This is a genomic window from Acinetobacter sp. ABJ-A23_2 (assembly GCF_044538765.1).
GTDB classification, from domain to species: domain Bacteria; phylum Pseudomonadota; class Gammaproteobacteria; order Pseudomonadales; family Moraxellaceae; genus Acinetobacter; species Acinetobacter nosocomialis_A.
The window spans coordinates 17,275-31,874 of record NZ_JBIUCP010000011.1; the positions used below are offsets into that span (position 1 = coordinate 17,275).

General features: G+C 37.7%; 12 protein-coding genes. 1 reads left to right on the forward strand and 11 read right to left on the reverse strand.

From position 1 onward, the window contains the following. Positions 1-70 precede the first annotated feature (70 nt). On the reverse strand, positions 71-544 hold the full coding sequence (locus ACH63V_RS05860; protein ID WP_396462975.1) for a GrpB family protein: 474 nt from the start codon (positions 542-544) through the stop codon (positions 71-73). 106 nt (positions 545-650) lie between these two features. Beyond that, positions 651-4,403 (reverse strand): trifunctional transcriptional regulator/proline dehydrogenase/L-glutamate gamma-semialdehyde dehydrogenase, encoded by a 3,753-nt coding sequence (putA, locus tag ACH63V_RS05865; protein ID WP_396462976.1) that lies wholly within the window; start codon positions 4,401-4,403, stop codon positions 651-653. A 124-nt stretch (positions 4,404-4,527) separates the two neighbouring features. On the opposite strand from putA, the gene ACH63V_RS05870 reads away from it, so the two are divergent. Then, positions 4,528-5,016 carry an Lrp/AsnC ligand binding domain-containing protein gene (locus tag ACH63V_RS05870; RefSeq protein ID WP_019458967.1) on the forward strand — a complete coding sequence of 163 codons (489 nt, stop codon included), beginning with the start codon at positions 4,528-4,530 and terminating at the stop codon, positions 5,014-5,016. Between the two features lie 35 nt (positions 5,017-5,051). On the opposite strand, the gene putP is transcribed toward ACH63V_RS05870, so the two are convergent. From putP to sstT, 9 genes are all read right to left on the reverse strand, one after another. Beyond that, the gene (putP, locus tag ACH63V_RS05875) at positions 5,052-6,542 is read right to left on the reverse strand and encodes a sodium/proline symporter PutP (protein ID WP_396462977.1); all 1,491 of its coding nucleotides are present in this window, start codon (positions 6,540-6,542) and stop codon (positions 5,052-5,054) included. Between the two features lie 409 nt (positions 6,543-6,951). Further along, positions 6,952-7,659 carry an SIR2 family NAD-dependent protein deacylase gene (locus ACH63V_RS05880; protein ID WP_396462999.1) on the reverse strand — a complete coding sequence of 236 codons (708 nt, stop codon included), beginning with the start codon at positions 7,657-7,659 and terminating at the stop codon, positions 6,952-6,954. A gap of 98 nt (positions 7,660-7,757) precedes the next feature. Beyond that, positions 7,758-8,132, reverse strand: a complete 375-nt coding sequence (gene gcvH / locus ACH63V_RS05885; RefSeq protein WP_019458970.1) for a glycine cleavage system protein GcvH — start codon at positions 8,130-8,132, stop codon at positions 7,758-7,760. Between the two features lie 38 nt (positions 8,133-8,170). After that, the gene (locus ACH63V_RS05890) at positions 8,171-9,196 is read right to left on the reverse strand and encodes an AraC family transcriptional regulator (protein ID WP_263613570.1); all 1,026 of its coding nucleotides are present in this window, start codon (positions 9,194-9,196) and stop codon (positions 8,171-8,173) included. A gap of 108 nt (positions 9,197-9,304) precedes the next feature. Next, a complete protein-coding gene (locus ACH63V_RS05895) occupies positions 9,305-9,745 on the reverse strand; it encodes a MaoC family dehydratase (protein ID WP_000966086.1) in 441 nt (146 codons plus the stop codon). Continuing rightward, positions 9,745-11,592, reverse strand: a complete 1,848-nt coding sequence (locus tag ACH63V_RS05900; protein WP_396462978.1) for an ABC transporter ATP-binding protein — start codon at positions 11,590-11,592, stop codon at positions 9,745-9,747. Before ACH63V_RS05900 ends, ACH63V_RS05895 begins: the two co-directional genes overlap by 1 nt. A gap of 374 nt (positions 11,593-11,966) precedes the next feature. Then, positions 11,967-12,503: a DUF2058 domain-containing protein gene (locus ACH63V_RS05905; RefSeq protein WP_263613572.1), complete on the reverse strand. Its 537-nt coding sequence runs from the start codon at positions 12,501-12,503 to the stop codon at positions 11,967-11,969. A gap of 3 nt (positions 12,504-12,506) precedes the next feature. Then, complete coding sequence (locus ACH63V_RS05910) at positions 12,507-13,187, reverse strand: YoaK family protein (protein WP_200001960.1); 681 nt, start codon at positions 13,185-13,187, stop codon at positions 12,507-12,509. A 5-nt stretch (positions 13,188-13,192) separates the two neighbouring features. Continuing rightward, on the reverse strand, positions 13,193-14,395 hold the full coding sequence (gene sstT / locus ACH63V_RS05915; protein ID WP_396462979.1) for a serine/threonine transporter SstT: 1,203 nt from the start codon (positions 14,393-14,395) through the stop codon (positions 13,193-13,195). Between the last annotated feature and the right edge of the window lie 205 nt (positions 14,396-14,600).

Here is a 14,600-nt window from a genome sequence, read left to right on the forward strand (position 1 = left end):
GGTACCAAAAAAATCACGCTTGCAGGAGCCAATTTTAGTCAGATATTCATAAAGAAATAGGGCACTTAAATTAGGGATGATTTAAGACGCGGTTAATAAAATCTGATTTTATTGTTCTATATTGATCATGGTCTAAATGGCTACACGCTAATTTTAATTGATTATATTCTTTCACCAACCTTGGTGAGTCTATAAGCTTATTTCTAAATGTTAAGAAAAATGTGAATACTGAATCGGTTACTACAACTTGAAATGCAACATCATCGTTGTTGAGTGATTCGAGCATGCAAAGCTCATCGGTTCTTAATGTATTTTGCTTTTCTATAAAATTAAGCTTTTTTAATTGCTCTATTGCAAACTCAAATTGCTCAGGCATAACTTCAATATAAATATCTAGATCACCTTTTGAAATTACATTCGGTATTGCAGATGAACCAATATGCTCAATTTTGGCAAATGGGAGAAGGGTGGAAATATCCTTTTGATAGGAGTTAAAAAGCTGAACACAATTTTTTTGATATTGTTCTGGTTCTAAAAAGATCATTATGAAATTCTCTAATCGATAACATTTATATATTTAAAAATAGATTACTCGATTAAACAAAAAAGCCCAAATACTGAGATTTAGGCTTTTTAGAAAAATTTATGTGTTAGTCAGACATAGTCATTAAGCTTGCATTGCCACCAGCCGCAGCTGTATTCACACTAATTGCACGTTCAATCACTAAACGTTCAAGTGGAATTGACTCGTTTGACTCAACGTGTGTAATGCCAACAATCGCACCGGAGCGGCTAGCAATTTCTTGCTGTAATGAAAGAACCTCTTCACGACTACCATGGTGTAAAACAGCATCAAAATTATCTGATGTGATGTTTTTAACTGTAGTAATCGCATCAAGAACATCTTTTGGTAACGTTTGTTTATGTTTTGCCAACAATGGACTATTTGGCATTACCGCAGCTTGGCTACCCACTGCAAAAATTGCGAGTAATTGATGTAATTGATTTTGTTCAGTATCTGCAATTGAAAGCACACGGTGACGCGGCAAAATAATATATTGGTTACTTTCCCCAGTAGGGCCTTGTAACTCATAAAACTTACCTACACCAAATGGTTCAATATCACGATTTGCTTGTGGTAAATGCTGTTTTGCCCAGTTTTGTAAGCTCTGATAAACCTCTCGGTTAAAGCCTTCATATGCAGTTTGTTCATTTTTCATAGCAAATGGTGTTGCCAATACTTTATTTGAACAATTTTGCATTAAGCGATACATGTAAAGCGGACCACCAGCTTTAGGACCTGTACCAGATAAACCTTCACCACCAAATGGTTGAACACCAACAACAGCACCAACAATATTACGGTTGATATAAAGGTTACCCACTTCAGCATGTTGAATAACGGTTTGGATGGTTTCATCAATACGGGTATGCAGACCCATTGTTAAACCATAACCTTTGGCATTAATGCGTGAAATGAGTTGTTCAAGCTCGCCGTACTTATAGGTAATGATGTGTAAAACAGGACCAAAAACTTCGCGTTGTAAGTCATCGAGGTTAGGTAATTCAATTGCTGTTGGTACAACAAAAGTTCCTTTGCTCAATTCATTTTGACTAGTTCCACCAAACATCAATTGATGTACTGGATAGCCTTTAGACTTCATTTTTTGGATATGCTGATCAATTGTCTGTTTTGCTTCTTCATCAATAACAGGACCAATATCCGTTTTTAAAATAGCAGGGTTACCTACGATTAACTGCTGCATTGCACCTTTAAGCATTTTAATAACGCTTGCAGCACTATCTTCTTGTACACATAAAATACGTAAAGCAGAGCAGCGTTGACCTGCGCTATCAAATGCAGAACTTACAACATCTAGTACAACTTGTTCAGTTAATGCAGATGAGTCCACAATCATTGCATTCTGACCACCAGTTTCTGCAATGAGAGGAATAGATTGGCCATTAGCAGCCAAACGTTTTGCAACTGTTTTCTGCAAAATTTTTGCAACTTCAGTTGAGCCAGTAAACATGATGCCATCAATGCGTCGATCTTGGCTAAGCTGAGCACCTACTGTTTCACCACGGCCAGGTAATAATTGTACAGCACCATGTGGAATACCAGCTTCCCATAAAATTTGCACTGCTTGAGCCGCGATTAAAGGTGTTTGTTCGGCAGGTTTTGCAATAACACAGTTACCACTGACTAATGCTGCAGCAATTTGACCAGAGAAAATTGCAAGAGGGAAGTTCCATGGACTAATACAAAGTACAGTACCAAGTGGCTGAATAGTTGTATTTGCTGGAAGATTCTCAACTTGAGTTGCGTAGTAACGTAAGAAATCTACAGCTTCACGAACTTCTGCAATTGCATTGGCATAAGTTTTACCACTTTCACGGCAAAGTAATACCATTAACTCTTGAATACGGCTTTCCATAAGGTCAGCTGCACGTTTTAAATATTGTGCGCGTTGATCTTTAGGTGTATTTGCCCATTCAATTTGTATCTGTTCAGCTGCATTCAATGCAATTTCTACATCATTAAGATCAGCTTCTTGTACATACCCAACAATTTCATCATTTTGTGCTGGGTTTGTAATTGCAACAGAATGACCTTGTTCTGTTGAAGCGTTATTTCCTAGTAATGGACGGCTTTGCCAAACACGATTACGTAGTTGTTGAGCTGTGCTATCTAAAGCTTCAAGCGGAGTGTCGTTTGCTAAGTCATATCCTTTAGAGTTTTTACGGAGTGTGCCGTACATATCTAAAGGAAGAGGAATTGATGGGTGTTTTAAACCAATTGAACCTTCAAGCTTAGCTGCATTGCGTATATCGTAAATTGGAGACTGAATGAGGTCTTCAACTTTAAGCGTTTTATCGGCAATACGGTTAACAAATGAAGTATTTGCACCATTTTCAAGTAAACGACGAACCAGATAAGCTAACAAAGTTTCATGGTTCCCAACTGGAGCATAAATACGGCATGGCACGCCTAATTTATTCTGCTCGCGTGGACCAACAACTTGTTCATAAAGTGGTTCGCCCATGCCATGTAAGCATTGGAACTCATATTGACCAGCATAATATTTGCTTGGATCAGCTAAATGATAGATCGTTGCCAATGTTTGAGCATTATGAGTCGCAAATTGCGGATAGATGAACTCAGGCGCTGCAAGTAATTTTTTAGCACAAGCAATATAAGATAAATCTGTATGTACTTTACGTGTGAAGACAGGGTAGTCATCCATACCTTCGATTTGTGCTTTCTTGATTTCGCTATCCCAGTACGCACCTTTTACAAGACGAATCATGAGGCGTTTTTGGCTGCGTTTAGCAAGGTCAATAATATAATCAACTACAAAGAAACAGCGCTTTTGGTAAGCTTGAATAACGAATCCAATGCCTTTCCAGTCCGCTAGTTCTGGCTCGAAACAAAGACGTTCGAGTAACTCAAGCGAAATTTCTAAACGCTCTGATTCTTCAGCATCGATATTTAAACCAATATTGTAGTGTTTTGCTAAACGAGCGAGTTCAAATACTTTGCCGTAAAGTTCTTGATGAACACGTTCAATTTGCGCACGTTGATAACGAGGGTGTAAGGCAGAAAGCTTGATTGAGATGCCTGGGCCATCATAAACGCCTTTACCATTAGACGCCTTACCAATTGCATGAATAGCTTGCGTATAATCGTTAAAGTAGCGTTCAGCGTCATGGTCAGTTAAAGCTGCTTCACCTAACATGTCATAAGAATAACGAAATCCCTTATCTTCAAGTACTTTCGCATGGTCTACAGCTTCTTCAATGGTTTCCCCAGTTACAAACTGTTCACCCATCATACGCATTGCAACATCAACTGCTTTACGAATAATGCCACGTCCACTGCGTGCTAAAAGGCCAGTAAGTACACTTGAAAGACTGGTTTGCTTTGGTGTTTCCATCAGCTTGCCGGTTAACATGAGACCCCATGCAGCAGCATTGACAAACATCAAGCTACTTTGGCCAACGTGTTCTTTCCAGTTGCCTTGGTTGATTTTATCTCGAATCAGTAAGTCACGTGTTGCCGTGTCTGGAATACGAAGCAAAGCTTCGGCAAGACACATTAAAGCCACACCTTCTTGAGAGGAAAGAGAGAATTCTTGTAATAACCCTTGAACAATACCAGCTTTACCCGAAGAGGTTTTACGTTCACGTAAGTTATGGGCAAGGTTAAATGCAAGGTCATAAATTTTATGATCTAAATCATCAGATACCGCAGCAGCTTGTAATAACTCTTCTACAGCTTCAGGTTCGGCACGTCGCCAAGCTGTATTAATGCGCTGTTCAAACTCACTTTTATCATTGAATTCGGTGATATAGCCTTGGTGAGATTTATCCATTTGATGAAAAGTATCCATTGTGTTCATATCTATTTCCGACAACCAACTCTCATAAACTCATCTTGAGTAGAGAGGTTTAGATAATTTATGATTACAGAAGAAACACCGAATAACTCACTATATTTAGCCTATTTTTTAGAGGAAAATTCAGATGAATGGCCCATTATTAAGCCTTGATCGCACTGATTTAAAAATTTTGGATATTCTTCAAACAGATGGGCGAATTTCTAATAGCAAATTAGCCGAAATGGTGAACTTATCTCCAACCGCTGTTATGGCTCGAGTGCAGAAGCTAACAAAAGATGAATTTATCTTGGGCTATGAAGCAAAATTGAATCCAATCAAACTGAATGCAAATTTTTTAGTGTTTGTAGAGGTCTTGCTCGATAAAACAACGCCTAACGTTTTAGACGAGTTTATTGATGCAGTCGTACATTATCCAGAAATCGTTGAATGCCATATGGTCAGTGGAGGATTTGATTTTTTAATTAAATTACGAAGTGGCAGTATGGAGGAGTTTAGACGTATTGCTGGGCAAGTACTATGGCAATTACCTGGTGTGAAAGAAACCCGTAGTTACCCTGTAATGCAAGTAGTCAAAGATACTTCAAAAATTAAAATCAAAACGAAAAATAAATAAAAAGGGGCTGAAGCCCCTTTTTATTTTATTCATTTTTATACACTTTCTTTGTAGAGTTTGTCGCCTTGTTCAAAACGATCAGTCACATCAGAGTTTGGAGCTTTTGAAATTAAGCTCACTACAATGATGCTGATAAACGCACAGATAAAGCCAGGAATAATCTCGTAAACCCCAGTGCCTGCGAAAAGATTTTTCCAACCAATCACAACAACAGCACCTACGATCATGCCCGCTAAAGCGCCTTCTAAAGTCATACGTTTCCAGAACAATGACAAGATGATGAGTGGACCAAATGCAGCACCAAAGCCAGCCCATGCGTAAGCAACAAGGCCAAGAACTTTACTGTCAGGATTACCTGCCAGCACAATTGCAAGAACTGCAATTACAAGAACCATGATACGGCCGACCCATACAAGTTCTTTTTGAGAAGCGTTTTTACGGATGAAACCTTTGTACAAATCTTCAGTTAGCGCACTTGAACATACTAGAAGCTGACAGCTTAATGTACTCATAACAGCAGCTAAAATTGCAGCCAAAATGATACCCACAATCCATGGATTGAATAAAATTTTAGTCAATTCCATAAATACAGTTTCAGGGTTTTTGCTTACAACTGCTGCAAGTTCAGGGTGTTGCTGGAAATATGCAATACCGAAGAAACCAGCACCAACAGCACCAACTAAACATAAAATCATCCAAGTCATACCAATACGGCGAGCAGCAGGAATTGATTTTACAGAGTCAGCAGCCATGAAACGTACAAGGATGTGCGGTTGGCCAAAATAGCCTAAACCCCAAGCCATTGAAGATAAAACGGCTACCACACTTAAATCTGAAACGATGTTAAATGCATGTGGGCGAGCAGTTTCAATAAGTGTTACAAACTGAGTTGTGTCGCCAATTGCAAGGTAAGTTACGATTGGGGTGAGTAAAAGGGCAAAAATCATTAAGCCAGCTTGGAAAGTATCAGTCCAGCTAATTGCCAAGAATCCACCAATACAAACATAACTGATTGTTGCAATAGCACTTAACCAGATTGCGGTGGTATATGACATACCAAATAAATTTTCAAATAAACGAGCGCCAGCTACCATACCTGAGGCACAGTAAATTGCGAAGAAAACCAAGATAATAACGGCAGAGAAAATACGAAGAATCTTTTTCTTGTCATCAAATCGACTTGTAAAATAGTCGGGCAGAGTGAGTGCATTATTTTGGATTTCAGTATGAACGCGTAATCGACCAGCAACCAGTAACCAGTTAAGCCAAGCACCGATAATTAGACCAATTGCAATCCACGCTTCAGATAAACCAGAAAGATAAATTGCTCCTGGTAAGCCCATGAGTAACCAACCACTCATGTCTGATGCGCCTGCGGATAATGCAGTAACAAAACTGCCTAAACTACGACCACCAAGAATATAATCAGAGAAGTCGCTTGTAGCACGGTAGGCGAATAAGCCAATAAGTACCATTGCTACGATGTACACCATAAACATGATGAGGGTGGGATCAAAATAACTCATAATGGATGTGTGTCCTTATATCCATAATCCGTGATTGTAACCTAATCCAGGTCGCTGTTTTCTTGTACGGCATTTCAAGAGGTTGAGATTCAACCACAAAAGAATTTTTTTGCTCTGTTATTTTTGTGATGTATTTTGTGTATTTTTATGTAAAGCAATGTAAAAGTGGTTACACTTTAAATTAAATTTATTTTAATCAATGGTTTATATGAGTTAAATAATTCATTTATTCTTTAGAAAATTATAAAAATAGTAAATTTAGAAAATAGATCAGCATGTTTGGTTACAAAATTAGCAATGACAATATATGACTCAAGAAAAAAATTGACATGAGTTGAGTGTTTTTGCATCAATTTCATGTGAAAAGACAACTTTAGAGGTGAAATCTGCAATAAAAATGAAAGAAATATTAGCTCGTCAACTGATGAAATAGCTCTTTCATACCTTCTGTGGCTGTCATATTTAATAGTTGATATTTAGATGGAACACGAGAATGATCTGCTTGGGGATCTATATAGTAGGCTTCAGTGTAATTTGGAATTTCATGAACTAAAGCAGCAACAGGATAAACACTTAAGGTTGAACCAATAACAATGAAAATATCTGCTTTCTGTACTTGCTTTATAGCTTCTTCAAATGCGGGAACTGCTTCACCAAACCAAACTACATGAGGACGAAGTGGATAGCCATTGGGGCAAAAGTCATGTTCTAAGTCTAACTTCCAACCATTAATTTCATAAAATTCAGTTGTATATTGTGCATCTGGTCCCGAGCTTTTTGCTAGTCGAATATTGCCATGTAGATGCAAGACATTGTGGCTACCAGCGCGCTCATGTAAATCATCAATATTTTGAGTAATAACTTGTACATCGAAATGATCTTGTAGTTTGGCAATGTACTGATGAGCTTCATTTGGCTGAGCTTCTAAAATATTTTTACGGCGTTCGTTATAAAACCGCTGGACTAAGGCAGCGTCTTTATTCCAAGCTTCTGGAGTGGCAACTTGTTGTATATCATAATTTTCCCATAGGCCATTACTGTCACGAAAAGTACTAATTCCACTTTCTGCACTCATGCCTGCACCAGAAAATACAACAAGTCTTGTCATGTCAGTGATCCTATTCATCCAGTTTTTAGAGCTGATTTATACATATATAAAAAAACCAGTTTAAAAGTAAACTGGTTTTTATTAAATATTGAAAGAGAGGCTATCTTTTATAAGCCTGCTTCATATTCAGCATTTGTTAAAAGTTTTTCAACATCTGCCATGTTGTCTGGCTTGATTTTATAAATCCAGCCTTTCCCGTATGGATCTTCATTTACAAAATCTGGATCATCTTCAAGGTCTGTATTTACTTCCACTACAGTACCAGAAACAGGAGCGTGGATATCAGAAGCAGTCTTAACTGATTCAACTACTCCAGCTTGTTCTCCAGCTGTTACTTTGCTGCCAATTTCAGGAGTCTCAACATAGACCAAGTCTCCAAGTTCATCTTGTGCATGGTCAGTAATCCCTGTAATAACAAGATCACCTTCAATTTTTACCCACTCATGTGTACGCGCATACTTCAATTCTGAAGGGTGGTTCATGACAACTCCTTAAGCTTGTGTCCAATATCTTAATAACATTATAAATAGGGGTCTTTGCGCCAGTTACTCGGACTACGGCCACTCCAGCGTTTGAATGCACGGCTGAAATTTGCGACATCGGAATAACCAAGTTCATCAGCAATTTGTTCAAGGCTATAATCTGTACGTGAAAGTAAAGAAGTCGCATGACGATATCGGACTTCATCTACTAATGTTGAAAATGAAGTCCCTTCAGCTGCCAACTGTCGCTTTAAGGTGCGATCTGACATATGTAGGTATTCTGCTACATTTTCTATGCTTAAGTAATGTTGCTCAGAATTACTTAAAATATCACGTACGCGCATTGCCAAACGGCGGCGTTCCCCCAAAGCAGATAGTTCAGCTTCACATTGGTTAATGGCAATTTGACTGGCGATTGGGTCTGAATTAATTAATTTAAGACCTAAATATTTTTTATCAAAACTAGAAATTAAATGAGGTTGATTAAAGCGAATAGTACTGCTGAGTTTGTTCTTATATTTATCAAAACCTGCTGGTTCTGGAAAATCTAGGTCGACATCGCCTGCTAAATCTTCGATACCTGTCATTGCTTTTGCCATTGTCATGATGCCAATGGTTAAGCCTAAAACAATTTCGGTACGAAGTGGTTCTAACTCAATATCACACTGTAATTGTAATGTGGCTTTGGGTCCGAATGTAGAAAAATAAAGTTGTAAAAAGGGTAAGCGTAACTGGATAAAACGAGCAGCAAGAGCAATTGCTTCGGTAATATCTTTTGCTGTCATTATCGCGTAGCCAATAAACCCATGAATTGAAATACGCATTTGAGTGCCAATATGGAAACCCAATGTACTTTCACCAGTGAGATTTAAGGCATGTTTAACCAGCTCATTTGCTACAGGTGTTGAAATACGATATTCAGGATCGGCTAATTGCTCACTCGTAAGATGAAAAGGGGCAAATAATGTTTCATCGTTGTATCCCCAACGTGAAACAACATCTAATAGCAATAAGCCATAGACTCCTGGAATACCTTGATCTTGACGAGCTGAGGTAATTTTCATATGCGTTCCGTTGCTCTCATCAATTTTCTACGTGCATTTCTTACACATCTTGTCATGAAATATAATTTGAGTTTATAAAAACTGTTAGACAATCATATCAACGATTCGTTAAACATTCTTTTTAAAGACAACGATTTTTGTCGTTGAAATAAGTAAAACATCCCCATGCTGATTTAAGGCTTGCGTAACGTAGCTTACAATACCACGATCCAATTTTGTTTTGGATGGTGTAATCGCGGAAATTTCAGCTTCAACATGAATGCGGTCACCTGGGCGAGTTGGGCGAGGCCAACGTAGACTCGACTCCGACCCCACTAGTCCACCATGAATCGGCATGCATTCAGTCCATAAGCGCATCGTAATTGCCGAGGTATGCCACCCACTGGCAGCAATACCTTTAAAAATGGGATCTTCTTTGGCTAGCTCTTCATCTGTATGGAAAGGCTGAGGGTCATAGTGGCTTGCAAATTGTTTGATTTCATCTAGTGTAATTTCATATTCACGACTGATAAAACGATCACCAATTTTTAAATCTTCTAAATAAAGCATTAATCTTGACCCTGTACTACTTTTTGCTCAATAAGAAAACCGCCAGTTTGGCGTTTCCATAATTGTGCATATATACCATCTTTAGCAATTAATTCTTCATGGGTGCCTTGCTCTGCAATTCTACCTTCATCAAGAACAATTAAACGGTCCATTTGAGCAATGGTAGACAAACGGTGAGCAATTGCAATAACTGTTTTATCTACCATCAGGTCATTTAAACTAGACTGAATAGCTGCTTCAACTTCTGAGTCTAATGCACTTGTTGCTTCATCTAATATTAAAATTGGTGCATCTTTTAAGAAAACACGTGCAATAGCGATACGTTGTCTTTGACCGCCTGAAAGTTTAACACCACGCTCACCAACCTGTGCGTCATAGCCAGAACGGCCTTTTAAGTCGACAAGTTGGGGAATAAACTCGGCTGCCTTTGCTTTATGCACAGCACTTTGCATGTCCAGATCAGTTGCATCCGGGCGGCCATATTTAATATTTTCAGCAACTGAGCGATGTAGTAGAGAAGTATCTTGAGAAACTAAAGCAATATTCGCTCTCAAACTATCTTGTGTAACATCTTCAATATTTTGCCCATCAATTAAAATTGCACCTTCTTTAAGATGGTAAAAGTGTAAAAGTAATTGAATGAGGGTAGATTTTCCTGCACCTGAACGGCCAACGATACCAATCTTTTCACCTGCTTTAATATGTAGGTTAAAATGATCAATAACATTTTTATTGTTATAGGCAAAGGTAACATCTTTAAATACGATTTCACCTTGCTTTACTGTAAGTGGTTTTGCATCTGGTTTGTCTTGAATATTGATTTTCTTACCAAGAGTTTGCATACCATCTTGAATGGTCCCAACATTCTCAAATAAAGCTGACATATGCCACATCATAAACTCAGCCATGCTATTCAGTTTTAAAATCATCGCAGTAGTTGCCGCAATTACACCTAATGCTGCTAAGCCTTGTGTCCATAGCCAAACTGCAGTACCAATCACACCTACAAATAAAACAGCAGAGAGTAAATTAATGCTGACTTCAAAAAGAGTACCTAAACGCATTTGCGCATAGACTGTTGACATAAACTCTTTCATTGACGCTTTTGCATACTGGCTTTCACGACCAGCATGTGCAAATAATTTAACTGTTTGAATATTTGTATAAGCATCAGTTACACGGCCAGTCATCACGGCACGAGCGTCAGCTTGTTGTTGGGAAACTTTGCTTAAACGTGGAATAAAGAACCAAGCACTTAATAAAAATAGTCCCAACCAAACCATAAGGGGAATAAGTAAAGTTGGTGAAATTGCACCCAGAACAATACTAACGGTAATAAAGTAAATGCTGACGTAAGCCAACATATCACCCAAAATTATCCAAAATTCGCGTATAGCTAATGCTGTTTGCATCACCTTTGCTGAAAGGCGTCCCGCAAAATCATTATGGAAAAAGTCTAGGCTTTGCTTTAATAAAAGGTTGTGGAAGCGCCAGCGTAAGCGCATTGGGAAAGTACTATATAAAATTTGGTGTTTTATAACAGATTGAATATTAACAAATAAAATATTGGCGAATAAAACACTAATTAAAATAAGGATATTGAACGCATGTTGGCTTAAAAAACTTTCAGGCTGGCTATTACTCAGCCAATCTACTAATTGTCCAATTTTTGAAAAAAGTAAGGCTTCAAAGCTAGCTGCACCAGCTGTACAAATAATCAGTAATAGTAAATATGGGCGTACACCCTCAGTAGCTTGCCAAACAAATGGGAAAAAGCGAGTTGGTAAGGGCTCATCCAGACCTTTGGTTGGATAAGGATCTACAAGTTTTTCAAACCACTTCAGCATGAATGACTACCTTTATACATCAGCTACTTTATTAAAATTTCGCAATTTAATTTGCAATAAAGTCAGTTAGATCAAACCTGATAAAGATGTTGATCTGTTGGGTGTGTGGGTACACGTCAAAGTCTATGTTGTATATCTTTGGCTAAAACTGACATGATTTAGACAAGACATAAATTTGGAATCGGGAAAAGCCTAAGAGGCATGGTAAAGACAAAATGTTTTATTCATTATATCGATAATAATAGATGAAGTGGTGAATGAATTTGCCCAGAATGTAATTTTTATAAGATTTTTTAATAAATGATAAAATATTGATATTTACTGCTAAGCAGCATGAGCCTTTATCTCAATATTGATAAAGGCTCTCATAATAATTACCACATTAAATCATCTGGAATTACATATGCTGCATATGGATCTTCTTCATCGGTAGTTTGTTCATTTTTCTCTGCATTATTAATTAAAATAAAGCCTTGCATTTTTTGATCAATTTTTTCAGCCAAAGCCTTTGGGAGATAAGCATACTGATCTTGATCTTTAGCAATCACTAAACTACCTGTTACAAGCGCGTTGTAGACTTGCTGAGATAGATATACCTTTTTAATTTTATTTTCATCAATAAATTGATATGCAACATCTCCAGCAAAATCTGCAATTTTATGTTGTTTAATCATTTGAATGATCGAAGCCTTTAATGCTTTTTCTTCGAGTTGCTGCTGCTTTTCTAGATTCAAAGCTTGGTCTTTTGCTTGCTTCTCTTTTTGAGCTTTTTCAATATTTGCTTTGATTTCTGCTTCATTACTTTGACCAGTACGCTGTTCATGCTGAGCTTGCTTGGTGAGTTTTTTTGCTTTTTTATTGTCAACTAAACCGGCTTTGAGTAACTGAGCTTGTAAGGCATTTTTAACCATGACTTAATCCGAATCTGAAGAGGAGGAACTATGAAAATAAACAGCCCAATACGAAATACTGAGAGTTAAGCTTAAAATTGCTGGAAGCAAAAATGATTGCAATTTTAAGTAGGGGTGAACTGAAGCAGCAATTATACCACCAATAAGAAAACCTGAAAAAATAAGTAGATGTAAAATAATACGACGGTTTTCTACTTTTAAACCCCTTGCCATATAACCAAGCGCAAGACCAAGGTCTGTTAAGACACCCGATAAATGAGTGGTTCTGATAATGGTTCCTTTATAATGGCTCACCATGGCATTTTGTAACCCCATGGCGACACAGGCCCATAATAATCCATATTTGGGAAAATAAGGCAGTAATAACCAGCAAAGAAAAATAAAGAGGGCAACTAGGCTTAAAGGAAGGCCATATCGACGGCCTAATTTAAAATGGCTGTTACCTAAAATAAAGCCGCTATAAAATGATCCACATACGTAACACAGTATAACAAGTACTAAATATATGATGTGTTCAAATTGCCAGTTTACCAAACTCATCGCTAGCATGCTGACATTACCTGTCATATGCGAAACTGACTGATGTAAAAGGGTAATTAGCCCTAATACATTAATCATTCCGGCATTTATAGCCAGTAAAAAGGCACCAACTTGGAACCAGTTTGGTAAACGTTGAAATGGCATGTTCTCTAAGAGTTTTGTTTTGAGCGAATATCAACTGCGGCTGTAAATAAAACATCGGTAGATGAGTTAAGAGCCGTTTCCGTTGAATCTTGTAATACACTAATAATCATACCAACTGCAACAACTTGCATCGCAATTTCTGATGAAATACCAAATAAACTACAAGCGACTGGAATTAAAAGTAATGAACCACCTGCAACCCCAGATGCTCCACATGCTGAAACTGTAGCGACTACAGATAAAATAATCATAGTTGCTAAATCAACATGAATTCCTAAAGTATGGACAGTTGCCAAGGTAAGCACAGTAATCGTAACAGCTGCACCAGCCATGTTAACAGTAGCACCTAAAGGAATAGAAACGCTTGCAGTAGATGGGTTAACACCTAAACGTTCAGCTAAATCGAGATTAACTGGAATGTTAGCTGCTGAGCTGCGGGTGAAGAATGCGGTAATACCACTTTCTTTTAAGCATTTAAAAACAAGTGGGTATGGGTTACCACGAATTGTTAAACCCACCAAAATTGGATTAACTACAAGGGCAACAAAAAGCATTGTTCCTAGTAGAACAGCTAATAATTGTGCATAGCTTTCAAGCGTTGCTAAACCAGCATCGGCAAAAGTTACTGCCACTAAACCAAAAATACCCACCGGAGCAAATGCAATCACTTTATGAATAATCGCGCTCACTGCATGTGAAACATCATGCATTACTTGTTTAGTGGTATCTGAGCTGTGGCGCATTGCTAAACCGAGACCAATCGCCCATGCAAGAATACCAATAAAGTTTGCTTCGCTAATCGCTTGTACTGGGTTTGCAATAAAACTTAAAAGCAAGTTTTTTAATATATCAGCGAGACTACCTGGCGCTTGTAAGTTGTTATGCGAAACAGTGTTGAGAAATAAGGTGCTTGGAAAAGATAAGCTTGCTACAACAGCACTAAAAGCGGCTAATAACATACCTACTACATATAATAGTAAGACTGGACGTAAATTTGCACTGTGACCAACCTGAAAGTTGGCAATCGATGAGAGAACTAGGACAAAGACTAAAATAGGGGCAACCGATTTCAATGCTTTAATGAACAGTTCACCAAACAAGCTTAGGTAGGGCGTAACGTTTGGAAATAAGAGAGCAACGCCTATCCCTAAAATAATGGCGATAATAATTTTGGTGACTAAGCTTAATCGAGAAAAGAATTCAAGCATATAAAGGCCTTATTAACCTATTCGTGGCTAAAGGTTGAACAAGCGGAGTATTTTATACTTAAGTGATGTGAATCTTAAGCTTTTTTATACTCACTAATCATATTTATAAAAAATGGTAATATTAAGTATTTGTTTTTAAAATAGTAAAATTTGAATGCTAGAGTAATTAAAATAATGTTTTGCTTATATTACAGACAATAATGGA